Raw genomic sequence first — 22,702 nt, 5'->3', positions numbered from 1 at the left:
GCTAGAACTTCTCGTTCTCTTGTTTCAGTGCGGCCAGGGTTTTAAGTATCTCCTGGTTCTGTTCCGAGATAATACGTGCGAACGTTGCCAGCTTCTCAACGATCTCTCCCACCTCTGCATCTATCTTTTCAAAAGTATGTTCTACCGTACCGTCGAAACGCTGCATTGAGCGTTGAAGATTTCTGGCATTTTCATTGAAACCTTCAATATTCTCCCTGATCGTATCAACTGCATTCACACTCTCATCTCTGCTGTGTATCCTGTCAAGTGTTTTGCGCAGTTCCAGAGAGACTGCCTGCATATTGTTGGTGATCTTTGTAAATCCCTCGGTCGTATCGGCAACAACCGTCGTAAAGTTTTTAAGGTACTGTTCATTGAGCTCTCTGATAAAGTCCATATTAAAGGTCTCTTTGAGTGTCTGTACGATCTCCTGGTCCTTAAGTTCGCTCTGCATATGCTCATGCTTGATAAGCTCCGCCTTTTTCCAGACACGTGCATCATAAAGTTTTTCAAGGTCATGGAGATTTTTGTCTACCTTGGAACTCCCTCTCTTTTCAAAATAGGTCCAGAGCAAAGAGAGTGCTATTCCGTAGATAGATGCGTAAAAAGCGGTACCGATGCCTGAAAGCAAAATAGAGATCTCATGGTCAAGCGCATCAAGATCCTTGACAGTAAAGTCCGGCATTGAGATGGCAATGGCAATGAATGTTCCCAAAATACCCAGCATCGGAAAGACAGACGGTGCTACTCTTGCAAAGTTATCATTACGGATATCTTTGTAGTACTCCTCCATGAAATCTTTCACATGCAGTGTGGACTTTGTCTTTCCCATAATGGTCAATGCATTGGCGCGCAGTTCGTGCTGGAGTCTCTCTTCCATCTTGTTGAAGGAGCCCTTCATATGACAGGCGGCATAATTGGCATTGTGTCTGACAAATGTAACAAATACCAAAAAAATAAATGCAATAATGATCAGCGTATGCAGCTCCACCTGAAGCGGCAGAATACCTACATAGCCGAGTGTCAATCCTGCAAGGAAAAGCAGTGGCAATACTGCGATGACAAGAGCGTGGGTTAAACATGATGACTGCTTGGTATTTTCTATATCGAACATACACAGATCCTAATGGTAAAGTTAATGAAAAGTATATCCAAAGAATTTAAACAATGTGTTAAGGGCACCTCTAATAACCCCATACGCCCATAATGGGTTTTGCAGATGTGAGATTTTGCAAGAGGCTTTCAAGTCCTAGCCAAAGCTAAGACGATGGAAGCATCTTGTGAAAGATCGCGTCTGCAAAGCCCACCCCTTTGGGCAATGCCGGCTTTGCCCTATGCGGCGTTACACTTTTTCGACTTAGCTACGGCTAGGTCTGTAAAGTGTGCCTTGCCTAGAACAAAGCCGGCAATGTTATGAGCATATGGGGTTATTAGAGGTACCCTTAATTTCCCAAAACTATCACTTCACCAAAAGGTACCTCTTTGGCCTCCGGCAGGACCCACATCACATCATAGTTGGGCTCACTCTCCGGAAATGTTCCCATTGCATCGGTAAAATAGAGCAGCAGGGTCGGGTAGCTGATCTCTCTGTCGATATATTCGAATGTCGGACGAAAATCCGTTCCCCCTCCTCCACTCACCTGATACTCCAGTGCTTCTCCGGGAAGGAAGACTTTATGGCTTTGAACTTTTGCATCGGCGGTAATGAGATCGATCTCGTAATTCATGTAGCTCTGCATAATACTCTCTACCTCTCCCAGAAAAGTACTAAGAAGTGTTTCCTCTACCGAACCGGAAGTATCAATGGCAATGGCGATACGCAGCAGATCCGAACTGAGTGAAGGCAGATAGATACCGCGATAGAGGTATTTCATATTGGGTGGTACAAAACTGTAGGTACTTTTGGCAAACTCCGCTATGTAACGGTAGAGCAGCTCCTGCCAATTCACCTTGTGCGAGAAGTATTCCGGTACAACGATCTCCAAACCTTTGGGCAACTCACCCTGACGCTTGAATTTTTGAAAGATCTGTTCAAAATGCTCCTGGAGCTCTTCATGCAGGGCCTCCAGTTCCGCCTGTAAGATCTCATCAGGCTGGATCTGCTCTGCAGGCGGTGTCTGCCGACTCTGTTCTGTCTGTTCTTTTTTCTCATTCTTCGGCTGCTCTTTGCCGCTGTTTTCAGGTACGTCATCAGGGGTGGGAGCTTCCGCTTCATCGAGCGTATTGTTGTAGATCATCTCATCTTTGAGAACATCATATATCTCTTCGGCATACATCCCCTCAAAACGCTCATCATAGTATACATAGGGAGGCAGAATGAAATCATTTTTTACCAGCATACTGTTGACAGCCAGGTCTGTCGCTGCCTGCCAGATACGCCCGACTCTGTCATTCACCCGTTCATGGTGTTTGAGTACCGCGTGCATCGCACCATTTGCCAGTGCAAACTCTATCTCATCGAGAGGTGCTTTTTCAAAATATTCATCATTGTATTTCAAACTGATACCGTCACTGCTGAAAGTCAATGTCTCTTTGTTGTCATCCAGCCTGAGGAGTGTCGCGACAGAACCGATATAGGGATGTTCCAGCATCAGCTTTGCTTTGGCTTTTTCGATCTTTTCTTTGTGTATCATACTGCGGATTATAGCACAGCTATTGGCTATATGTTACTATTTTGCTATAATTCTCTTTATGAAAAAAATATTATTTACAATAACACTCCTAAACACATTAATATTAGCAAATATAAATGCTATTGTCAGTATCCTCCCTGAAAAAACATTCGTCAAAGCCATAGGTGGGGAGAAGGTGACTGTCACCGTAATGGTCCTTCCGGGGAACTCTCCTCATACCTACGAACCAAAACCGGCACAGATGCAGAAGATATCCAGGGCCGATCTCTATTTTGCCATCGGTGTGGAGTTCGAAAAGGTATGGCTTTCCAAATTTCAGAGCCTTAACCCGAAGATGGAGGTCATTGATCTGTCAGAAGGCATAAAGAAGCTTCCGATGGTCTCAGCGCATCACCATGATAACGATCATCATGAGCATGAGAAGGAGCTGGATCCACACATCTGGACAGCACCCGAACATGTCGTACAGATCGCACAGAAGATCTGTGATACACTTGCCAGGAAAGACCCTCTCAATAAGGCCTACTACAAAACAAATCTCAATGCTTTCCTCAATAGTATAAGGAGAACGGACAAAGAGATCAGAAATATACTCTCACCTCTTCCCAAAGGTACCAGATTCATGGTCTTTCATCCCTCATGGGGCTATTTTGCCAAGGCCTACGGTCTGGTGCAGATGCCGGTAGAGCTTGAAGGGAAGAACCCCAAACCCAAAGAACTGATCACGATTCTCAAAGAAGCCAGAGAAGAGAATATCACTGCAATTTTCACCCAGCCGGAGTTCTCTGACAGCAGTGCCAGGGTCATTGCCGATGAACTCGAAATCCCTGTTATCAAGGTCTCTCCTCTTGCTGCAGACTGGTCGGCAAATCTCCTCAGAATCGCCAAAGCGATCGCCGGAGTCCGATAGTATGACGGCCGTAGAGATTAAAGATCTTACATTCGCTTATGAAAAAGATATAATATTAGAAAATATAAATCTTACGGTGGAACCGCTGGATTTCCTTGCTATCATTGGTCCCAACGGAGGCGGTAAATCTACCCTCCTTAAATTGATGCTGGGACTGCTCAAACCCAAAAGCGGCAGTATCTGCGTTTTTGGAGATGCACCTTCCAAGCAGCTTTCACGCATCGGGTACGTCCCTCAGAATACCAATGTCAATACTGATTTTCCCATCAAGGTCATTGAGGTGGTGCTTATGGGGCATGTTGGAGAGAAACGTCCCCTTTTTGGTTACGGAAAAGATGAAACTGCCTGTGCCATGGGTGCTTTGTCACAGGTTGGCATGCAGGACTTTGCACAGAGTAAAATAGGTGATCTCTCCGGCGGGCAGAGACAGCGGGTAATGATCGCCCGTGCTTTATGTGCCCATCCAAAAATACTCATGCTTGATGAGCCCACTTCAAGTATTGACATCAAAGGGCAGAAAGAGATCTATGAACTGCTCAGAGAACTCAACAAAAGCATTACCGTTATTGTCGTAAGCCATGATATCTCCGTCATCCTGGAATATGCCAACAAAGCTGCACATATCAACAAACGTCTTGCCTACCACGATATCAGTAACAAAAAGGAGACCTTCCACACCCATGGTCAGGAAGATCACTTCTGTGAGATTGAGCTCTTGCAGCTGCTTGGTGCAGAGAGTTGTGATACCTGCGGGCATGAATCGAGTACTGTATGGAGGGAGAAAAAATGATAGAAGCTTTGCATTTCACCTTCATTCAGCATGCACTCATAGCAGGTATCCTGGTCTCACTGGCAGCAGGTATCATCGGTTCACTCATTGTCGTCAACCGTATGGTCTTTCTGGCAGGCGGGATCGCCCACGCCTCTTACGGCGGTATCGGTATGGCCGTTTTCTTTGGACTGCCCATTTTTCTGGGTGCATCGACTTTTGCTGTGCTTGCCGCACTGCTTGTTGCCAACCTGACACTACATAAACGCCACCGTATCGATACTTTTATCGGCCTGATATGGGCTGTCGGAATGGCCATAGGAGTTATCTTTACCGATCTGACTCCCGGCTACAATGTGGACCTTATGAGCTACCTTTTCGGCTCTATTTTGGCTGTAAGCACACAAGATATCTACTTTATGACTGGGCTGTTGACACTTATCGTGTTTATCATAACCTTTTGGTACAGAGATATCCTGGCCGTCTCATACGACAGTGAATATGCCAGACTGAGAGGTATTCCTGTCCGTTTTTTCTATACGCTCATTCTCATTCTCTCTGCACTGACCGTGGTTATCGCTATTAAGGTTGTAGGACTCATTCTGGTTATTGCCATGCTGACCATACCGGTTTACATTGCCGAAAAGCTCTCAAACTCTTTATGGAAAATGATGATCCTCTCGGGCCTTATCGCCACACTCTTTACCCTTGCAGGACTCTGGTTCTCCTACAGCTACAATCTCACCTCCGGTGCCTCTATTATTCTGGTCTCTGCTGTATCGCTGGGACTCTTTTTACTCTTTTCCAAAAGGAGAACCTCATGAAATATATCTACTTCGCTCTTCCTGTACTGCTTCTTCTTAGTGGGTGTGCATCGGGTGTCGGATTTGGTATTGGCGGTGTTGCCGGAGGAGATAACATCGGGACTGAAGTGATCATCACCCAGGATGGTATACACGGAAGTGTTGCTGCCGGTGCAGATATTGTCCATTGAGTGCCTTTTTATAATCTACTCCCTGGTAAAATTTCACATATCAAGCCTTCACTGCATAGATGTCCTCATCGCTTAACTGGATAAAGCAGGGCCCTCCTAAGGCCTAGCTGGGGGTTCGAGTCCTCCTGGGGACACCAGTTTCACGACTAAAATATGATACAATACAAAAAATATTAAACTGAAAGAAATATATGAAAAAAATCATTTTTGCCATACTGCTCTTCTTTATTGTCGTCTACTTTATGCTCACACGCTATTTTTCAGATGTGACTATTAACAAATATCTGGACAAACAGACCGTATTGCAGGAACAGGCCATTGAGAAAGGCTGGGTTCCAGCCATTCTCCCGGAGTCTGCCTATGACATTGAAGAGACACACGATCCGGATACCAATACCCTTTTTGGAAGATTTTACTACAAAGAACAGGATGAAGAAAAGGTCTTGCAGAAGCTCACACCGGTTCGGGATATGAACCAGACCTATGAATGGGGAGACTATCTTTTCAAAATAGATACTGAAAAGAACCAGGTCAAATACAGAAATAAAACAACTTCAGCCTAAAAAATATAAAAAAGAGGATTGCTTATTGGCAGAACCTCTTGGCAAACTTCGGAGGAGAACTCCTCATTCCGCTTCCTCTCTTGCTCCAGGATCACACATTAATCCAGAACATAATCTGCTGTAAGGATCTCTAAAATATGGCCATCCGGATCATGAAAATAGACACCTCTTCCGCCATAGTGATGATTGATCTTCATATTGTCCCTCTCATACGGGTCACTCCCGTATGGCACTCCTTCTGTTTTTATCCGGTCAAATATCTCATCAAACTGCTTCTCTGTTACTTTAAAAGCGTAGTGCTGTCTGGAAAACTTCGCTTTGGTCAAAAAGTCGAATGTAAGTGTTGAGTTGATCTTCAATACGGCAAAATGCCCCCACTCTTTGATGAATTCGAATCCGAAGATCCTTTCGTAGAATCTGGCCGATGCGACATTGTCCGTAGCGTTAACAATCGTATGGTTTAGGGTAATCTCCATAATAACTCCTTTTCCTTAGCATATAAAAGTAGTGTGTACTCCGTATGCATCACGCTATATTGATACATCTACTCTTGCACTACACTTCATGATGCAAACTTTTTTACACTTCTGCCTGTTTGAATTGGATTTTTGTAGTGGAGGATATTTCCACTATAAAAAGACTGGTGAGACGGGTGCTTCTAAAGAAGATAAAAAGGAGGGGGAAAGAGATTCATATTTTAAGCTGTACCCTTACAGAACCCTGTGAAATTCCAATACAGCCCTTCAGCAGACAGACAGTACTCTCTACTCGTCACGGTAAGCGGTTACATTGTATGCAGCAACCATACCGTCTGGACTGAGACACTCCTGCTCAAAGAACTCGACTATCTCCTTACGTTGGCAGTGCCGTTCAAAGTATTCAACACTCGCCCATGCTTCATTGAAAACAATAGGCATACTCTCACCCGGAGCAAACGGATTCTCTATATGTTTCGTCACACGGTAACGCAGACACCCCTCTTCTCTCAGTGTATCCGGCTCCAACGCTTTTAGACGTTCAAACAAAGCATCGAACTTCCCCTCTTTAGGTGTAAACTGGGCAATGCAGTAGAGTATACTTGACATCATTTTTCCTTTTTATTAAATAGAATCAACTTAGCAGATAAGCGAACTTTCTAACCCACTCACTCCATGCAGCCGAGCCTTCTACATCTATGCCATTCTGCTGCATATCTTTCACCAGCATAATGGCGAATTCACCCGGAAGCTGCAATGAAAAATCAAGCACATGCTCTATGGCTTCATCACTCGGGTTCTCTCTGAGGGCATTAACCAGACCGATGGCAAGTGCCATCAGTACTTTGGGGTCTTCCTCTTCCAACTCGGTCAGTGTACCGTCGAGTATGGTATTCAGATCCGGCAGCTGCTTCATAACCTTTTTGAAACTGCTGTAGCCTACTGCCGCCTCACGCCCTACAGCTCCGCTGATACTATCTAATATTAGATCCGTATCGATACCGGATTTGACAATACTGTCGACATATTCCCAGCTTCTTGGTGTCGCAAAAGCTTTTTCGTTGGAAGTCGGATCAAAAGTAAAAAGCATCGACTTGTCATAGGCAAGATAGCCGATGATGGCACTCTCTATCCCGGCACTATACGCCCATGCCTTCCAGTCGTCAAAATCCACCTCCATCTCAAAGTGTACGAAACGGTTGGCAAGCGGCGGAGGCATCCTGTAGACAACACCGCGGTCATTCTCACGGTTCCCTGCCGCTATGATGCTCCACCCCTTGGGAAGTTCATACTCCCCCACTTTTCTGTCCAGTATCAACTGATAGGCTGAAGCCTGTACCGCCGGGGGCGCTGTATTGATCTCATCAAGAAAGAGGATCCCTTTAGAGTCAGGATCGGAAGGAAGAAAGCTTGGCTTTGCCCAGACCCCTTCCTGGGTCTTGGCATTGAAGAACGGGATACCCTTCAGATCGGTAGGATCAAGCAGGGAGAGCCGTAGATCAAGGAACTCCAGCTCCTTATACTCTGCGATCTGTTTGACAATGGAGGACTTGCCGATCCCCGGCGCACCCCAGACGAACACAGGCAGCTGACGGTCGATGAGCTTATCAATGACCTTTGTAATATTACTCGCTTTCATGATATATACATCCTTTTTGGTTCCTTATTTCTCATTACTCCGTTACTCATTGTTCAGACGTTCATCATTGCTTTATTTTGATTCAAAACCTGCTCATACGATTTTGCAAGATTCTCATTCTGCGCCAGTTCATTCTGCAAACGTGTATCGATCTTGAGGATATCTAGCAGTTCCAACGGCAGTGAAGCATTGGTTGCCAAACCCCGGTTGATCTCCAGATCATCTCTTTCAAAAAGCTCCCGCAGTATCTTCTCAGGAGCAGACGGATTGTATGCCAGGGATGCCAATATCCTCTTATCCTTCCTATGCTCATCATAAAGTGCTTCAAGTATCCAAACCGGTGTGGCAGGATTTTTTAGCAAAGGTATGACACTACCTGAGTGATCACTCTGATAGATCATTTCAAGTACAGCAGGAGGAACCATTCTGTTGCCGCTTAATGCTTCAATAACATTTTTGTCACCTTTTTCCATAAGTGCCGACACCACATCATCCGAAAGCTTTTCGTTCGCACCGATCAGACTAAAGAGCTTTTGATCAATATTGGCACCAAGCACCTGTTCCAAACGACCGCTGTCTATTGGCTGGTGCAGCAGAAGCAGAGCTGCAACCTCCTCCTCTTTTTCAAGCAGAGCACCAAAAAGCATATCGTCTATTGCAGGATTGGATGCGAGTGCCTTCTCGATCTCACTGTCATTTTTGGCAAGCAGATGCTTCAGTACCTCTACCGGAACACTGCTGTTGCCGGCCAGTGCTCTTTCAACCCCTCTCTCTCTGAATGAAAGCAGTTTTCTAATGAGTGATTCATTAATCACCGGGTTTCTGGCAATGGTCTGGCGCAATGTGATCTTCTCTTTTCCGCGTACAAGAAACTCAAAATTCGGGAATCCCATCAATGCTGTCAGAAGTTCTGGGTCTGTTGCTTCTGTCGCCAATCGGCGCAGGGTCAGGTAGCTGTAGAGCAGGTCCTCTTCATTGGGCTTAATGTCAATATATCGGCGAAGTGTATACATAATGACATCTCTATCCTGACGGTTATCCTCTTCCTCTTCATCAAACACATAGAGTTTAAGCAGTCTGACAAAGAGTGTATCGGTAAGGTGCTCATTGCCAAGAAGCCTGACCACCCGCTCCTGATCATTTCCGAGTTTGATCGCCATCAGCAATGCATCATCATCGATCTCTTCGGAGAGAAGCTGCTCGAACTCGGTCAGCTTATAGGCAGGAACTCCCTGCTCATAGGCATCATTGGAGATATCCTCTTCAACAGGGTTGAGTCGATGGTGTTCTACCGTACCAACAACACCCTCTTCAAGATATTTGGTCATAGTGATCTTGTACTTTTTTAAAAACCGCTCGATCTCTTTGGCAGTAAATATCTCCTCTTTCCCGAGAAAGAGCAGCTTTTTCCCTTCAGAGCTTTCCAGCAGTTGTTTGAGTATCGGTTTTTCATTCATCATACATTTAGTATAGCATAGAGGGTTTTAAATAGGAGTTAAATGGTCTTATTTGTTGAAGTTCCCAATGCCAGAGGGGAAATACCCTGGGCATATGTCCGAAGTGCTACCTAGTACCTCTCTAAAGGATCATACCGCACTACAGTAGCCTCAGAGAAGTTCGGTACATCATCATAAGTGAATACCGCATAATATTTTTCTTTGTCAAAAGAGGCAAAATTATCATAGGTCCAGGTATCTTTACCGCCATAGAGTTTGACTCCGTCCATAAAGTGTCTTGGCGGATGGAAACTGTTACGTACAACATAGTAGCCCTTAATGGCTTCGTCGTCCACTTTGTCCCAGCTGAGTTTGATCATGCCGTTCTCCTTGGAGATCTTCAGGTTCTCAACCGGTGCTGCCGGATGTCTGCGTTTTTCAATGTACTTTACGATCAGCTCTACACTCTCCTGCCACTCAGTAATACGACTTCTTGCCCCCAAGGCAGAGGTCGGCTTGATGACCAGTTTCAGGGTCTTACCCTCCTGGTGCAACTGGTCAAGGATGTTCCTTGAGAGTGTATCGAAATTGAAGTACTGACACTCTTTGCTGTTAAGATCGGACTCAGCTACTTCATACCCGATATATTCTATCTTCTCACGGTTCTTAATATCCTCATAGGTTCCCACTTCGTCAAGCTTCACCAGCTCCATATAGAAACGTACATCTGATCTGTTCTTAAATATATTCTTGTTGCGTATTCTCAAAGCACACTGTGTGATCATCGTTTTGTCATGCTCGGGCAGCTGTCCAAGATCGAAGTTAAGATAGCCATAGACTTTGTCACCGTTGGCGTCGAATCCGCTTTTCAGTATACCCTCTTCCACTCCTTCTTTGGAGATGCTCGCAAGTGTCTGTGCCGGCAGCTTGATCTTCTCATTCTTCATCGTATACTTGATGTCAAGCATCGGACGGTAGTGGATCCCTCCGCCGAACTTCCCATATCCGATATCAAACTGCATCATCTGGCTGTCTTCGCCGTCTGGCAGATACTTCGGCCCGTCGATACGGAAGACAGCCTGTTTGTTTGCCACCTCCTCTTCAAGCAGCTGGCACTCTCGTTGTGAGAACTCCCAAAAATTCCAGATGCCCTGTGTCAACTGCCGTGACTTGATCGCCTGTCCGATGATCCCTTTGGCTTTTGCCTTCTCTATCTCATTAAAATCACTGATCTCGCTAAAGCTTTCCGGTTCAAGCAGGCTAAGGTCCCACTGTCCGAATTTCTCTATCTTCGCGCCGACACGGTTCATCGGATAAAGATAAAAGCGCGCCGATTTAATGATAGCATTTTCCGGAATGGAACTGAGATCGAAACTCACTACCGCATCACAGATCCCTTTGGATTTGTTAATCCCGACAAAAAGAGAGTTGAGTCCAAAGTGCGCACGGTTCTGCTCCTGTGTGTACTGCCCGACATACCCTGTCCCCTCTTTTACCGCAAAGAGAAAACGGAAGAACTCATCTTCCGCCAGTGCCGTTCGTGCCTTGACCACCGGTGCAAAAGGAGACTTGTAGCCTGTTTTTTTACTTACAGCCCGGATGGTATAGTGGTAATTGGTCGAACTCTCAAGATCTGTATCGGTAAAACTGTTCTCACCGGAAATACCGACTTTCGTACGCTCGTTACAGGCATCTTTGTCTTTGGTACTGCGGTAGATCTCAAAAAAGATGTCATCACGTTTCTCATATTTCCATACCAGTGTCACACTGGTTGGCTCGGCTTTTTCAACCCTGAACTCATCGACCCGCCTTGGGGCATATGCAGAGTAGTTGACCACTTCCGAAAAAGTTCTGATGAGCGCAGGGATATTCTCATGGATGCTGCTGCTCATACTCTTCATATAGTCAGGGATGTTCTTTGTCCCCACCTCAACAACAATTGCTTTGATACCTCTGGAGTAGTAATACTCCCGTCCGCTTCCGCTGATGAGTGCCACAGGCGGTTTGCCACGGTGTATGCCGTATTTTCTCCCTGTGATCTTCTCGAACTCATCATTCATATTCGCAGAGATCACATTCATATCGGTCCCGTCTATTTCTGCCTCATGTTTAAATTTGTGTGCCGGAAAGAAGACATTCCCCTGGGAGTGGTAATCAAGTGCAATGGTGATGTTCTCATGGGTATCTACAAAATCTTTGATAGCTCTTGTCTCCGCTTCGGAGAAGGGTTCTTCACCACCATAGACATTGGAAGCTGTATTGCTTATCTTTTTAAAACCGATGGAGAAGTTACGGTTCAGATCGACCCCGTAAGTTCCGTCATAGTTCTTGCGTCTGTTCTTACGCCAGAAAGAGAAATGTTTACGCGAATATTCATAGCCGTCAGGATTGAGACAGGGAACAATATAGAGTGTTGACTCAGTAAGTGCTCTTTCCAGTACAGGATCTACATCCTGGTTTTTGGCAACATGTTCTATGAACTTCAATGCCAGTTCATGCCCTATCCATTCACGCGCGTGGATACTCCCCGTATAGAGCAGTGCCGGTTTTTCATCGGCATGCTCAACATTTTTGGAGATCTTCGCCAAAACAATATCGCGACCTTCGTAGGTCATACCTATTTTGATCACTTCGATCAGGTCAGGATATCGCTTTTCCATCTTATGAAGAAAGTCTAAACTCTCCTGATAAGACATATATTGGTTTTTCATATATTGCAGCCTTCCATATATAATGATTTTGTTATTGATCAATCACATATCTCAACCTATCATAGACAGGCTCAACTATGCACCCCGTAAAAGGGGTTCTTTTCCTCAATCAGTGTCTGCGAAGGTACCTGCAGCAGGAGGAAAAACGGCGAAGTTTACACCCTTAAAGCTTATTTTTCAAAGCAGCCCACTCCTCTTTCAGGCGTTTGAGGAATTTGTCTTTAAACCAGGAGAACTCCTCACTTATCTTCTCCGGAGCTGTTTCAAGCGCATGGACCAGCTCTGTTGTATCGAACTTTTCCATGATCTTTTCTGCTTTTTTCTTTCCGATACCCTCAACCGAGGTTAGAAGTTTCTTTACTTTTTTCTCAGAGAGCTCAATGATATTCTTCTGCTCTGCACTCTCTGAAGATTCATCTTCCTCTTTGTATTTCGGATTGCTCCTGGCATGGACCTTTCTCAGTGTTTTACCATAGTTGTCCTGGAAATTCCATTTTTCACTCGGCCACTCCTCTTTGTTTCGGGTAAAGGTATCAAGCACAGGATAAAGCGCATCAAGTTCATGCAGATACATCTCACCCTCAACCGTCTCTTTCCTCTTCTTGTCAAGGAAATAGGCACCGTCATAACTTGGTGTATATTTTCCAAATGTAATGTAACGCAGTGTTCTGAGCACGCTGGAGTCCATTTTTCCTAGCTCTTCCCAGTTGTAAAGAGGCATATTCGGAAGAGGGAAACGTCCGTTGGAGAATTTCCACATAAGATACTGACCTATCCAGTCACGGATATACGGGAAGGCAGCAAAAGCTGTTGCGCACTCCAGAATACGGTACTTGCCATCCTCTCCTACAGCAATATCACATGCCCAATACTCCGCATTGGCTGCCTTGGATACTTTAACCGCAAGATCAAGCAGCTCTTTTGGTACATCCATATAGTCTATGCTTCCTCCCTGGGAAGTATTGGTCAGCCATTCACCTTCAGGTGGCCGTCTCCAGAAAGCACATACAGGCTTGTGACCGATGAGCATCACACGCACATCCGCTTCCATGGGTACAAAATCCTGCATATAGACCGGATGGTACTTTTTTTGTGCCAGAAGGTTATGCGCTTCCTGTGCAGAGTCAACTTTATGTACAAAGTATCCGCCATAATTTGACGGACCGTAGCTCTTTTTGATGATCTTGGGAAACTCTGTAGAATCAATAAATTTTTCCGCTTTGCTTCTGTCATAGAAAATATAGGTTTTTGGTACAGGAATATCGTACTTCCATGCAAAACGTGTCACGTTCTCTTTGGACTTGTTGGCAAACTGTGTATCCATAGAAGGGATGAACTGCACATGAGGAAGCTCTCTGGCAATCTCTCTGAACGTTTCATATGCCGTTGCAGGAATATTTCCGATGAGAATATCGATCTTCTTTCTTTTGACTTCTCTGATAAAACGCTCTTTGTCATTCTTCCAGTGATAGACTACAGTCTCGATCTTGTCCGGCCATCCTCTGAAGTTGCTTTTATCAAAAAACCTCAATACGTGATCAAGATAGAGCAGTCCGAGTTTTGGTAGTTTTTGCTGTTTATTCTTTTTTGCCATTTGTTCCCCTTTTATTTGTTTTTCTTTTTAGCTGTTTTTCTGTCTATAAGATCCACGATCAGATCTATCTTTCTGTTGTTGAAGTCAAGTCCCATCTTCTCCTGCTCCGGTGTTGCAAATGCCGGAATTCCGTTGACCTCTAGCACCACATACTCTTCTTTTTCCAGATCATAAATAATATCGACCCCTGCAATATCCGTACCGCACACTTTTGCCGCCTTGAGAGCAAGTTCGACGACTTCATCATTGGGCTCACGCAAAAAGACCGAACCACCGCTGGTCACATTGGTACGCCAGTCTCTTTTACCGGCTTTTCGTCCGTAACACCCAACAAACTGCCCATCTACAATATCTACACGGAAATCAGTATTGTCATACTTGACAAATTTCTCTACATAGAAGAAACGAAGGTCCATCTGGTTAAGAAAGGGAAGAAGCATATTGAGTGTTTCCTCGTTCTCTATCTTTGTCAAACCTACTCCACCCCATCCGTCAGTAGGTTTATAGACCATTTTGCTCCATTTTTTCATGATACGTTCCAACTGCTTGGAGTCATCTCGATGGCAAAGCTGAAACTCCGGTGTTGCGATACCATGCTGCTGCAAAAGAAATGAAGTCTGGAACTTGTCCTCTGTCAAAGCGAATGCATCATAGGAGTTTATCATCGGAATAACACGGTTGAGCGCCTGATATAAAAAGACCTGGTACTGTGTCTGCTCTCCTGCATTGTATGAAAAGAAAAGATCAAGCTGATCTACCTTTGTTTTTCCATGATAGATATGCCCTTTCTTTGCTATGGCATGACGCAGGTTGATATCTGTTATCACGTCGATATCACGCTCTTTCAGCCTTTTGACCATCTTTTTCTGTATTCTGTCACCGCCACCGTTACTGTAGAGCCACATTCCGACCGTTCTACCCATTCGATCCATCCTCCATTATTAAAGTTTAATCTCTTATTTTACTATATTTTATTAAAATATCTTCAGTAAAATGATAACAAATCTATTACAGAATGGGAGAGATGATGGGCAGTCAGAGTTTTGATGAGTTGAAGCAGATCATTGAGATCAATTCCTGGACAAAGAACAAAGAGGGCGTAGACAGGAACGGTGAGATATTTGCCTATTGGCTTGAAGAGATCGGCTATACTCTCACCCGCTATCCCAGAGAGAAGATCGGCGATCACCTGCACCTGACCGCTCCTGAAAAAGAGGGGAAAAAACTTCTGCTGCTTGGACATCTTGACACTGTCTTCCCACCGGATACCTTTGAATCTTTCAGCGAGGATAAAGCGTGGATCTACGGACCGGGAGTCTGCGACATGAAAGGCGGCAACTACGTTGCACTTCAGGCACTGCGAAATGTTCACAAAAAGTTTGGAGCCATCCACAACATCGATTTTCTGCTCGTCAGTGACGAAGAGACAGGCAGCGACGACAGCAAACACCTTTCGGCAAAACTTGCAGAAGAGTACGACTACTGCATGGTCTTTGAAGCAGCCGGAGTACATGATGAAGTGGTCATCGGTCGTAAAGGGGTGGGGACTTTCTTCATCGATATTGAAGGCATAGCAGCCCATGCGGGAAATCATTATGACAAAGGAGCAGATGCCAACCTTGAAGCGGCACATAAACTCCAAAAACTCGTTGCCCTGACCAACCTTGAGAAAGGCACTACTGTCAATGTGGGAAAAATAGAAGGCGGCATCGGTGCCAACACCATCTCTCCCAAAGCCAGACTCACTTTTGAACTACGTTACACAAGTACCGACGAGCGAGACCGTGTACTCGCTGCTGTCGATGATATCGTTAATACTTCCTATGTGAAGGGCACAGAATCCAAACTCAGTGGAGGCATCCAGAGAGATGTCATGCAGCCTACTCCCGAACAGGTAGCTTTCATAGAAAAGATCAACCAACTCTGTAACATCACCCTCCCTACGGAAAAACGCGGCGGTGTAAGCGATGCCAATATCATCGCCTCACAAGGCGTACCCACACTTGACGGCTGGGGGCCTTACGGAGACGGCGACCACACCATTCATGAAAGAGCTTCCAAAAAAAGTTTTACTGATAGAATTGAGTTGGTAACAGAGATATTTGAAAGGTTTATGGAGGGGAGGTTTTAGCTTGGATCCGGAATCAGTGAACAGGTACCCTACAAAGGCTCTTCCACATCTGCCAAAGTCAAGGCAAAGAGTACATTGACATCGTGTTCCATCAACACCTTTTGTGCCTCCTGAAGGGTAATACCGGTGGTGATGATATCATCTACAAGTATAACGTCCACTCCTTTTTTCCCTCTGTAAACAAAATCTCTTGGATTATCAAGTCTGAACTGCAGCGGTCTACCGGAATAGTTCACACGGTTACGTGCCATCAGGGAAGCCGGCTGCACATGGACAGACTTCATCTTCATACTGTGCGTAAGCTGTGCAACATGGGAGTAGCCACTTTGTATATTTTCATCGATACCCACGATGTAGACATCCCCTTCATCATGTTCAACATACTCCTGCATAAAAGGACGAAAGAGCATTTTCCCCAACGCTTTATAGACCCGATACCCTTCAGGCCGGTGCTTGGTATGAAGGAGAGGCTCAAGGCTGCTATACCTGTAAAAAGAGATAACATCAAGCGTACCTGTTTTTCTTGTCCTCACTGCAGGAACGAACAGCTCACTTTTACAGGTTTTGCAAATCACATTGAAGCTTGGTTTCGAACAGGAAAAACATCGCATAACACAATTATACGTACTTTAAGCTTATTAACCATTTTTTGGTATACTCCCGGCCAAACATATGCCCTGAAATAAAAAAAGGAGAGAAGATAAAACCGTTAACCCAAATACAACTTATCGTCATTACAGCTATATTTCTGGTTCTATTTGACAATTATTCATTTTTTAAAAATACACTTGAGATCTATCCTCTACAGTTTAACAATATTAGTTTTCTTATCTCTTTGGTCTTTGTCCTCACAGCCCTGATCATACTTCTGGTGACACTTGTCAGCGCAAAATGGACAACGAAACCTGTTCTGATCTTTATCCTTCTTGTCTCATCACTGACCAACTATTTTATGAACAGTTATCACATCATCATAGATGACAGTATGATAAGAAATACACTGCAGACAGATCTTAATGAGTCCATGGACCTGCTGACACTTAAACAGGTTTTATATTTTTTCTTTCTTGGTGTACTTCCCTCTTATCTTGTCTATAAAACACCGGTACGATACAGAAGTCTTAAAAAGGAACTCCTGGCAAAAACCAAAACAATACTCATTTCTCTTGTTGTCATAATAGGCTGTATACTTATATTCAGCAAACACTATACTTCATTTTTCAGAGAACACAAACCCCTAAGATTCTCTACCAATCCTACATACTGGATATACTCCATAGGCAACTATATCAACAAAACCGTTAATAACGGGCCGATCGTTGTCAAAGCTTTGGGAACAGATGCAAAAGTAGCAGACACCGATAAGAGACATAAAAAACTGGTGATCATGGTCGTAGGTGAAGCGGCAAGAGCCGACCACTTTTCATTGAACGGTTATGAGAAAAAAACAAATCCGCTTCTTGAAAAAGAAGATATCATAAACTTTTCAAATATGTACTCATCCGGTACTTCCACTGCCGAAGCCGTACCCTGTATGTTCTCTATTTTTGACAGAAGCAGTTATAACTATAAAAAAGGTATCTGCAATGAAAATGTCCTGGATGTACTGAATCATACAAAGGCTGTCTCAATTCTATGGAGAGACAACAATTCTGACTCCAAAGGTGTTGCTTTGAGAGTACCTTACGAGAACTACAGAACTCCGGAGAAAAATACTGTTTGCAGCGATGGAGAATGCCGGGATATCGGAATGCTTGTAGGGCTTGACAAATATATAGAAGAGAACAAAGACAAAGATATCCTCATTATACTGCACCAAATGGGAAATCACGGTCCGGCCTATTATAAAAGGTACCCCAAAGAGTTTGAGAAGTTTACTCCGGTCTGTAAAACGAACCAGTTGGAGGAGTGCACCAAAGAAGAGATATCCAATGCCTATGACAATGCTATTTTATACACCGATTATTTTTTATCACAGGTCATTGATTTTTTAAAGAAGTATGATAGATCACGAAAAACAGCAATGATCTACATGAGCGACCATGGTGAAAGCCTGGGTGAAAACGGTATCTATCTTCACGGTCTGCCTTACTTTATGGCTCCTGATGCCCAAATACATATCGGTTCGCTCATGTGGTTCGGAGAAAAAATAAAAAAAGAGATCGATGTTAAAACAATAGAACAGAACAAAGAGAAAAAATATTCCCAGGACTATCTTTTTGATTCACTCCTGGGACTCTTCAATGTCAAAACAGAGGTCTATAACCAAAAAAGGGATATCTTCAATCATCACTGGGTATCGTTGAAAAAAGAATAGGACAACGATCACTCTGCAGTAATCTGCTGTAGTGCCTCAAGCGCGCCCAGGGGAAGCTGTACTTCTGCCCCGAAACTCTCACGGGGATTAATGCGTATGAGCGGAACACCGAAACGTTTGGCGATCTGTTCAGAGCTGTTACGTACAGTCGGTACAGCAGTACCAGCCCCTATCTCAACTATTGCCGGTTTCACATTTTCAGATTCTAGTTTCTCTATCCAGGCACTTAGTCTGTTTCTTTGTGCATCAGTTCGCGAGTATTCCCATGAAAAATCACCGAACATCAATATATTCGGCCGTGCTATTGCACCACAGCAAGGAGAGACAGGCAGCGGTTCTTTGGCCTGAAAATCCTCACTTATCTCTATGGAAGTATCTTCACTGCTCCATAGCTTTCCCTGACAGTTATCGGTACATTGCAGATGATGTATAGAACCATGACACTCCATCACCTGATCCTCTCTAAAGCCTGCTTTTTGGAACTGACCATCGACATTTGATGTGAATATAAATGCTCCGTATTTTTTAGCACCAGATAAATCTAAAAGCTTCTTAAAGCCTTCATGAGGTTCAGTATCACGATACAGATGAAGTCTATGTCCATAAAATGCCCATGCCAGCCGTGGATCTTTTTCAAACCACTCCGGATTTGCCATCTCTTCAAACCGCAATCCCAACTCTCTCACTTTCGGATAGGCTCTCCAAAAGCCTTCTGCTCCACGAAAATCCGGCAAACCGCTGTCTACCCCCATTCCTGCTCCCGCTGTGATAAAAAGAGCGTCTGCCTCTGCTAAAATCTGTTTGGCTTTAGATAGGTGTTCTGAAAGGTTCATGCGTTATTACTCCTCCAATGAGTAGTAAAACTCATTTGAAAAACTTTTTCTCATATCCATAGATATCGGGCCTGAACTGAACAATACCCTCATCGTCCACCCAGACCGTATGATACTCGATATAGACAGGGATCTCTTCTTTAAGAGTGATCCACCTTGTCTTCCCCGGATAGTAGGCGTACCCTAACTGATCCAGGAGTGCAAACGGTTTTTCCAACCGTATACATCCGTGAGAAAAAGCACGTCTGTTTTTGTTAAACAACGATTTTGCAGGCGTATCATGCATGTAGACATTAAATCTGTTCGGAAACAGGAACTTTACAAGTCCAAGAGCATTTTTCCTGCCGGGCGGCTGATAGAGTTTTCCGTCACTGTTGTAAACCAGTCCCAGTTTTCGTAACTCGCTTTCGGACTTGTCTGCATACTCATTTTTATAAATAGACGGCGGTACATTCCATCTCGGGTTCTCAACAATGAACTTCATATTCCTCTGAAAGAGTGGTGTTCTCATTCTGGGTTTTCCTACCACTGTCTTCATATGAAGTACAGGTACACCATTCTCATAATAGTACATCTTGTACTCGGGAATATTCACCACAATAAAGGTATCTTCTTTTTCCCGGGTTATACGTTCAAGTGTAAGGTTTTTTTTGACCTTTTCAATAAGCATCTCCAGGGAGTATCGAAGTGCTCTTTTTGTCCGTGGACCGATCTTCCCATCTGCAGACAAGCCGTGTCTTCTCTGATACTCCAGCAAAGCGGCTTTAAATTCCGGTGTAGGTTCCGGTGTCTCTTCCAGCCTTGCAGCCTGCAGCAGATTGAAGACTCTTTTTATTCTTATAATATCCTCCCTCTCATCTCCTGCAAATCTCGGCGGCGTATAGAGGTCTTTAATGGAGTAGAGATAGTCAAGATAGTCCAAAAGTCTGGTATAGCTTTCTCTCCTTGGCATCTGCAGCATCGTAAATGCATAAGCATTGCCCTGTTCAACTGCCTCTTTTATCTTCTTTTTACTGACATGTCTGTAGATATTCCTGTCACCTCTGAATCTGGTAAAGTTAAGTCCACCGTTGATCAGACATTCGGCTATCTGATAATCCGTTCTGCCGTGACAAAGACTGTATCGTTGCTGATAATCCAAAAGCCTGCTGTCAGGCACTGCTGAGAAAAGAAGCGTATGGATACACAGCCAAATCAATTTTTTCTTCATCTTATCTCTTCATTTCTTTGTCTAAAAGTGAGGTGCATTGAAGAATTATAACACAATCTGATTATGTTAAAACGTTCTGTTTAAAATAGATCTCTCTTCAGATATATCAGCATATAGCAGTTCTGTATTATTTTTTATATATTGCTGATACTATTGGGGAAAAGTCAAAGGATATTTCTCAGGACTATTGCATAATGCATGACAAAGAGGTTCAGAAAAAAGATAAGCATGCTCGAACCGCGGGAGAGGAACTGTTGAACAGGGGTACGCTCTCTGCCGTTGGTTTTATAGGCAATCACAAAGTGGACCACTGTAGCAATGGTCAGGATGGAGACAAGTACCACTTTGTTAAGGAGCGCATCGGAGATCTCACTTCCGTTTGGATTCAAGAGAATCTCAAAGAGATGATAGTTGATTCCCATAATGAAACCGGTTGCCAGAAGAAGTACCAGAGCAACCACTTCAAACCATCCGAAAATCGGTCCAACATGCGGGTAGACTTCTTTTTGTGCTTTTTTGTCTCGCAGGGTGATCCCAAGTACGAACATAAAGACTGAACCGCCGATCCATGAGATCGCCATAATAAGATGAATGTGAAACGCCCACCTGGTTATCCATTCCCACATCATTCTGTTTACCTTCTTCTTATGACTAGCTGTCTAGTTTAAGCACAGCCATAAAGGCTTCCTGCGGTACCTGTACTTTACCAATGGCTTTCATACGTTTCTTACCGGCCTTCTGCTTCTCAAGGAGTTTCCGTTTACGGGTAATATCACCACCGTAACACTTGGCCGTAACATTTTTCCCCATCGATTTGACATTGGAGCGTGCAATAATATTGTTACCGATACTTGCCTGGATCGCCACTTCAAAAAGCTGTCTGGGAATAAGCTCTTTCAGCTGATTGACAAATGCCAGACCTCTGGTACGTGCCTTGTCCTGCGGTACAATGATCGACAGTGAGTCTACTACTTCTCCGGCCACACGGATATCAAGCTTGACAAGATCACCCGCTCTGAAACCGACAGGCTCATAATCAAAACTCGCATACCCTTTGGTAACGGACTTGAGCTTGTCGTAAAAATCCATCACGATCTCATTCATAGGAATATCATACTCCATCAGGACACGTGTTTCGTTCAGGTAATCCATCTTCACCTGGATACCACGGCGGTCATTGAGAAGTTTTATGAGGTTGCCTACATACTCCTGCGGTGTCAAAATGGTTGCTTTGACATATGGTTCATAGATCGTATCGATCTTTTGCGGTTCAGGAAGCTCGGAGGGGTTTTGTATCTCAATCTCCTCACCGTCAGTCTTCTTTACTTTATAGACAACCGTCGGTGCTGTTGCGATGAGTTCCAGGTTGAACTCTCTCTCCAGACGTTCTTTGACCACTTCCATATGCAGCATACCGAGAAAACCGGTCCTGAATCCGCTTCCGAGTGCAGCAGAACTCTCCGGCTCAAAACTGAGTGAAGAGTCATTGAGCTTGAGTTTATTCAGTGCATCGCGGAGATCTTCGAACTTGTCTGTCTCAATGGGGTAAATACCGGCAAAAACGAACGGTTTTGCCGGCTCAAAGCCGCCAATGGCTTCAGAAGTAGATTCCTTCGCATCAGTGATCGTATCACCTACCTGAAGTGCTTCAACCGTTTTAAGCCCTGTAACTACGATCCCTACTTCACCGGTAGCGATCTCGTTTGTCTTGATAGGTTTGATGGGATTTGGATACATCATATCAAGTACCTGATGCTCCTCTTTTGTTCCCATGATCTTGATCTTCTGGCCCTTCTCTATCTTTCCTTCAAAGACACGTACGAGTGCCAAAGCGCCAAGGTAGTTGTCAAACCATGAATCATAAATGAGTGCTTTGGTAGGTGCACTTTCATCACCTTCAGGCGCAGGAATCTTCTCAACGATCATATCAATAAGCTCTTTGACCCCCTGTCCTGTTTTGGCCGAGACCAAAGCGTGTTCGGTCGCATCGATACCAATAGCCTCCTCCAGTTCCGAGAGTACTCTGTCAGGGTCAGCTGCAGGCAGATCTATCTTGTTGACCACCGGGATAAGTTCCAGGTCATTCTCTATGGCAATATAGACATTGGCAATAGTCTGCGCCTCTACTCCCTGTGCAGCATCAACAATGAGCAGTGCACCTTCACACGAAGCAAGAGAACGGCTTACCTCATAAGAAAAATCAACATGACCCGGAGTATCAATAAGGTTAAGAATGTAGTGTTCTCCGTCTTTGATATAGTCCAGACGTACAGACTGCGCCTTTATGGTGATACCACGTTCCTTTTCAATATCCATCGTATCCATAACCTGCGAAGACATCTGACGATCACTTACCGCCCCACACTCCTGAATAATACGGTCTGCCAATGTCGACTTTCCATGATCTATGTGGGCAATGATGGAGAAGTTACGAATATTCTTCTGTGGTACTTTTTTTGACACGTTTTTCCTTTTGATACGGGCAA

The 22,702-nt window shown here is 44.3% G+C and carries 21 protein-coding genes and 1 tRNA gene; 8 read left to right on the top strand and 14 right to left on the bottom strand.

Features of this window, described 5'->3' with window-relative positions:
- Position 1: 1 nt before the first annotated feature.
- Both IMZ28_RS04840 and IMZ28_RS04835 read right to left on the bottom strand, forming a co-directional pair.
- Entirely contained in the window at positions 2-1,114 is a 1,113-nt protein-coding gene (locus IMZ28_RS04840; protein ID WP_197549616.1) for a MotA/TolQ/ExbB proton channel family protein, read from the bottom strand.
- Positions 1,115-1,442: 328 nt separating this feature from the next.
- Positions 1,443-2,633 carry a vWA domain-containing protein gene (locus tag IMZ28_RS04835; protein WP_197549615.1) on the bottom strand — a complete coding sequence of 397 codons (1,191 nt, stop codon included), beginning with the start codon at positions 2,631-2,633 and terminating at the stop codon, positions 1,443-1,445.
- A gap of 58 nt (positions 2,634-2,691) precedes the next feature.
- On the opposite strand from IMZ28_RS04835, the gene IMZ28_RS04830 reads away from it, so the two are divergent.
- The 6 genes from IMZ28_RS04830 (at position 2,692) to IMZ28_RS04805 (ending at position 5,869) form a co-directional block, all read left to right on the top strand.
- The gene (locus IMZ28_RS04830; RefSeq protein WP_197549614.1) at positions 2,692-3,543 is read left to right on the top strand and encodes a metal ABC transporter solute-binding protein, Zn/Mn family; all 852 of its coding nucleotides are present in this window, start codon (positions 2,692-2,694) and stop codon (positions 3,541-3,543) included.
- Position 3,544: 1 nt separating this feature from the next.
- A complete protein-coding gene (locus IMZ28_RS04825; RefSeq protein WP_197549613.1) occupies positions 3,545-4,333 on the top strand; it encodes a metal ABC transporter ATP-binding protein in 789 nt (262 codons plus the stop codon).
- Positions 4,330-5,136 carry a metal ABC transporter permease gene (locus IMZ28_RS04820; RefSeq protein ID WP_197549612.1) on the top strand — a complete coding sequence of 269 codons (807 nt, stop codon included), beginning with the start codon at positions 4,330-4,332 and terminating at the stop codon, positions 5,134-5,136. The genes IMZ28_RS04825 and IMZ28_RS04820 overlap by 4 nt, the downstream gene beginning before the upstream one ends.
- Positions 5,133-5,306, top strand: a complete 174-nt coding sequence (locus IMZ28_RS04815; RefSeq protein ID WP_197549611.1) for a hypothetical protein — start codon at positions 5,133-5,135, stop codon at positions 5,304-5,306. Before IMZ28_RS04820 ends, IMZ28_RS04815 begins: the two co-directional genes overlap by 4 nt.
- A gap of 61 nt (positions 5,307-5,367) precedes the next feature.
- A tRNA-Arg gene (locus tag IMZ28_RS04810) sits at positions 5,368-5,443 on the top strand.
- A 54-nt stretch (positions 5,444-5,497) separates the two neighbouring features.
- Positions 5,498-5,869, top strand: a complete 372-nt coding sequence (locus IMZ28_RS04805) for a hypothetical protein (protein WP_197549610.1) — start codon at positions 5,498-5,500, stop codon at positions 5,867-5,869.
- Between the two features lie 98 nt (positions 5,870-5,967).
- Here the strand turns inward: IMZ28_RS04805 and IMZ28_RS04800 are convergent, their stop codons facing one another.
- The 7 genes from IMZ28_RS04800 to IMZ28_RS04770 form a co-directional block, all read right to left on the bottom strand.
- Positions 5,968-6,345, bottom strand: coding sequence for a VOC family protein (locus tag IMZ28_RS04800; RefSeq protein ID WP_197549609.1), 378 nt, complete (start codon positions 6,343-6,345; stop codon positions 5,968-5,970).
- 288 nt (positions 6,346-6,633) lie between these two features.
- Entirely contained in the window at positions 6,634-6,954 is a 321-nt protein-coding gene (locus IMZ28_RS04795; protein WP_232087516.1) for a putative quinol monooxygenase, read from the bottom strand.
- Between the two features lie 25 nt (positions 6,955-6,979).
- The gene (locus IMZ28_RS04790; protein ID WP_197549608.1) at positions 6,980-7,984 is read right to left on the bottom strand and encodes an AAA family ATPase; all 1,005 of its coding nucleotides are present in this window, start codon (positions 7,982-7,984) and stop codon (positions 6,980-6,982) included.
- Positions 7,985-8,037: 53 nt separating this feature from the next.
- Complete coding sequence (locus IMZ28_RS04785; protein ID WP_197549607.1) at positions 8,038-9,444, bottom strand: hypothetical protein; 1,407 nt, start codon at positions 9,442-9,444, stop codon at positions 8,038-8,040.
- Positions 9,445-9,551: 107 nt separating this feature from the next.
- Positions 9,552-12,131, bottom strand: a complete 2,580-nt coding sequence (locus tag IMZ28_RS04780; protein WP_197549606.1) for a M14 family zinc carboxypeptidase — start codon at positions 12,129-12,131, stop codon at positions 9,552-9,554.
- Positions 12,132-12,294: 163 nt separating this feature from the next.
- On the bottom strand, positions 12,295-13,725 hold the full coding sequence (locus IMZ28_RS04775) for an ATP-grasp domain-containing protein (protein WP_197549605.1): 1,431 nt from the start codon (positions 13,723-13,725) through the stop codon (positions 12,295-12,297).
- An 11-nt stretch (positions 13,726-13,736) separates the two neighbouring features.
- On the bottom strand, positions 13,737-14,648 hold the full coding sequence (locus IMZ28_RS04770; protein ID WP_197549604.1) for an ATP-grasp domain-containing protein: 912 nt from the start codon (positions 14,646-14,648) through the stop codon (positions 13,737-13,739).
- A 92-nt stretch (positions 14,649-14,740) separates the two neighbouring features.
- Between IMZ28_RS04770 and IMZ28_RS04765 the strand changes: the two genes are divergently transcribed.
- Positions 14,741-15,856: a M20 family metallopeptidase gene (locus tag IMZ28_RS04765; protein WP_232087515.1), complete on the top strand. Its 1,116-nt coding sequence runs from the start codon at positions 14,741-14,743 to the stop codon at positions 15,854-15,856.
- Positions 15,857-15,885: 29 nt separating this feature from the next.
- Here IMZ28_RS04765 and IMZ28_RS04760 read toward each other — a convergent pair whose 3' ends face one another.
- Entirely contained in the window at positions 15,886-16,467 is a 582-nt protein-coding gene (locus IMZ28_RS04760; RefSeq protein WP_197549603.1) for a phosphoribosyltransferase, read from the bottom strand.
- A gap of 38 nt (positions 16,468-16,505) precedes the next feature.
- Between IMZ28_RS04760 and IMZ28_RS04755 the strand changes: the two genes are divergently transcribed.
- Positions 16,506-18,173: a phosphoethanolamine transferase gene (locus IMZ28_RS04755; protein ID WP_332061166.1), complete on the top strand. Its 1,668-nt coding sequence runs from the start codon at positions 16,506-16,508 to the stop codon at positions 18,171-18,173.
- Between the two features lie 8 nt (positions 18,174-18,181).
- Here the strand turns inward: IMZ28_RS04755 and IMZ28_RS04750 are convergent, their stop codons facing one another.
- The 4 genes from IMZ28_RS04750 to lepA form a co-directional block, all read right to left on the bottom strand.
- Positions 18,182-19,006: an SIR2 family NAD-dependent protein deacylase gene (locus tag IMZ28_RS04750; RefSeq protein ID WP_197549602.1), complete on the bottom strand. Its 825-nt coding sequence runs from the start codon at positions 19,004-19,006 to the stop codon at positions 18,182-18,184.
- A 31-nt stretch (positions 19,007-19,037) separates the two neighbouring features.
- Complete coding sequence (locus IMZ28_RS04745; RefSeq protein ID WP_197549601.1) at positions 19,038-20,216, bottom strand: L,D-transpeptidase family protein; 1,179 nt, start codon at positions 20,214-20,216, stop codon at positions 19,038-19,040.
- 164 nt (positions 20,217-20,380) lie between these two features.
- Complete coding sequence (locus IMZ28_RS04740; protein ID WP_232087514.1) at positions 20,381-20,845, bottom strand: hypothetical protein; 465 nt, start codon at positions 20,843-20,845, stop codon at positions 20,381-20,383.
- Positions 20,846-20,867: 22 nt separating this feature from the next.
- The gene (lepA, locus tag IMZ28_RS04735) at positions 20,868-22,679 is read right to left on the bottom strand and encodes a translation elongation factor 4 (RefSeq protein ID WP_269472905.1); all 1,812 of its coding nucleotides are present in this window, start codon (positions 22,677-22,679) and stop codon (positions 20,868-20,870) included.
- Between the last annotated feature and the right edge of the window lie 23 nt (positions 22,680-22,702).

The organism is Sulfurovum indicum (assembly GCF_014931715.1).
Lineage (GTDB): Bacteria > Campylobacterota > Campylobacteria > Campylobacterales > Sulfurovaceae > Sulfurovum > Sulfurovum indicum.
The sequence above is the reverse complement of the archived record's forward strand: the minus strand, read 5'-3'. Positions and strand labels throughout refer to the sequence as shown.

What these genes read in the sequence shown, in the direction of transcription:
- IMZ28_RS04740 (WP_232087514.1), bottom strand. Translation starts at nt 20,845, where the DNA reads ATGATGTGGGAATGGATAACCAGGTGGGCGTTTCACATTCATCTTATT.
- IMZ28_RS04785 (WP_197549607.1), bottom strand. Translation starts at nt 9,444, where the DNA reads ATGATGAATGAAAAACCGATACTCAAACAACTGCTGGAAAGCTCTGAA.
- IMZ28_RS04770 (WP_197549604.1), bottom strand. Translation starts at nt 14,648, where the DNA reads ATGGGTAGAACGGTCGGAATGTGGCTCTACAGTAACGGTGGCGGTGAC.
- IMZ28_RS04750 (WP_197549602.1), bottom strand. Translation starts at nt 19,006, where the DNA reads ATGAACCTTTCAGAACACCTATCTAAAGCCAAACAGATTTTAGCAGAG.
- IMZ28_RS04745 (WP_197549601.1), bottom strand. Translation starts at nt 20,216, where the DNA reads ATGAAGAAAAAATTGATTTGGCTGTGTATCCATACGCTTCTTTTCTCA.
- IMZ28_RS04835 (WP_197549615.1), bottom strand. Translation starts at nt 2,633, where the DNA reads ATGATACACAAAGAAAAGATCGAAAAAGCCAAAGCAAAGCTGATGCTG.
- IMZ28_RS04825 (WP_197549613.1), top strand. Translation starts at nt 3,545, where the DNA reads ATGACGGCCGTAGAGATTAAAGATCTTACATTCGCTTATGAAAAAGAT.
- IMZ28_RS04790 (WP_197549608.1), bottom strand. Translation starts at nt 7,984, where the DNA reads ATGAAAGCGAGTAATATTACAAAGGTCATTGATAAGCTCATCGACCGT.
- IMZ28_RS04805 (WP_197549610.1), top strand. Translation starts at nt 5,498, where the DNA reads ATGAAAAAAATCATTTTTGCCATACTGCTCTTCTTTATTGTCGTCTAC.
- IMZ28_RS04760 (WP_197549603.1), bottom strand. Translation starts at nt 16,467, where the DNA reads ATGCGATGTTTTTCCTGTTCGAAACCAAGCTTCAATGTGATTTGCAAA.
- IMZ28_RS04800 (WP_197549609.1), bottom strand. Translation starts at nt 6,345, where the DNA reads ATGGAGATTACCCTAAACCATACGATTGTTAACGCTACGGACAATGTC.
- IMZ28_RS04830 (WP_197549614.1), top strand. Translation starts at nt 2,692, where the DNA reads ATGAAAAAAATATTATTTACAATAACACTCCTAAACACATTAATATTA.
- IMZ28_RS04840 (WP_197549616.1), bottom strand. Translation starts at nt 1,114, where the DNA reads ATGTTCGATATAGAAAATACCAAGCAGTCATCATGTTTAACCCACGCT.
- IMZ28_RS04765 (WP_232087515.1), top strand. Translation starts at nt 14,741, where the DNA reads ATGGGAGAGATGATGGGCAGTCAGAGTTTTGATGAGTTGAAGCAGATC.
- IMZ28_RS04815 (WP_197549611.1), top strand. Translation starts at nt 5,133, where the DNA reads ATGAAATATATCTACTTCGCTCTTCCTGTACTGCTTCTTCTTAGTGGG.
- IMZ28_RS04795 (WP_232087516.1), bottom strand. Translation starts at nt 6,954, where the DNA reads ATGTCAAGTATACTCTACTGCATTGCCCAGTTTACACCTAAAGAGGGG.
- IMZ28_RS04820 (WP_197549612.1), top strand. Translation starts at nt 4,330, where the DNA reads ATGATAGAAGCTTTGCATTTCACCTTCATTCAGCATGCACTCATAGCA.
- IMZ28_RS04775 (WP_197549605.1), bottom strand. Translation starts at nt 13,725, where the DNA reads ATGGCAAAAAAGAATAAACAGCAAAAACTACCAAAACTCGGACTGCTC.
- IMZ28_RS04780 (WP_197549606.1), bottom strand. Translation starts at nt 12,131, where the DNA reads ATGAAAAACCAATATATGTCTTATCAGGAGAGTTTAGACTTTCTTCAT.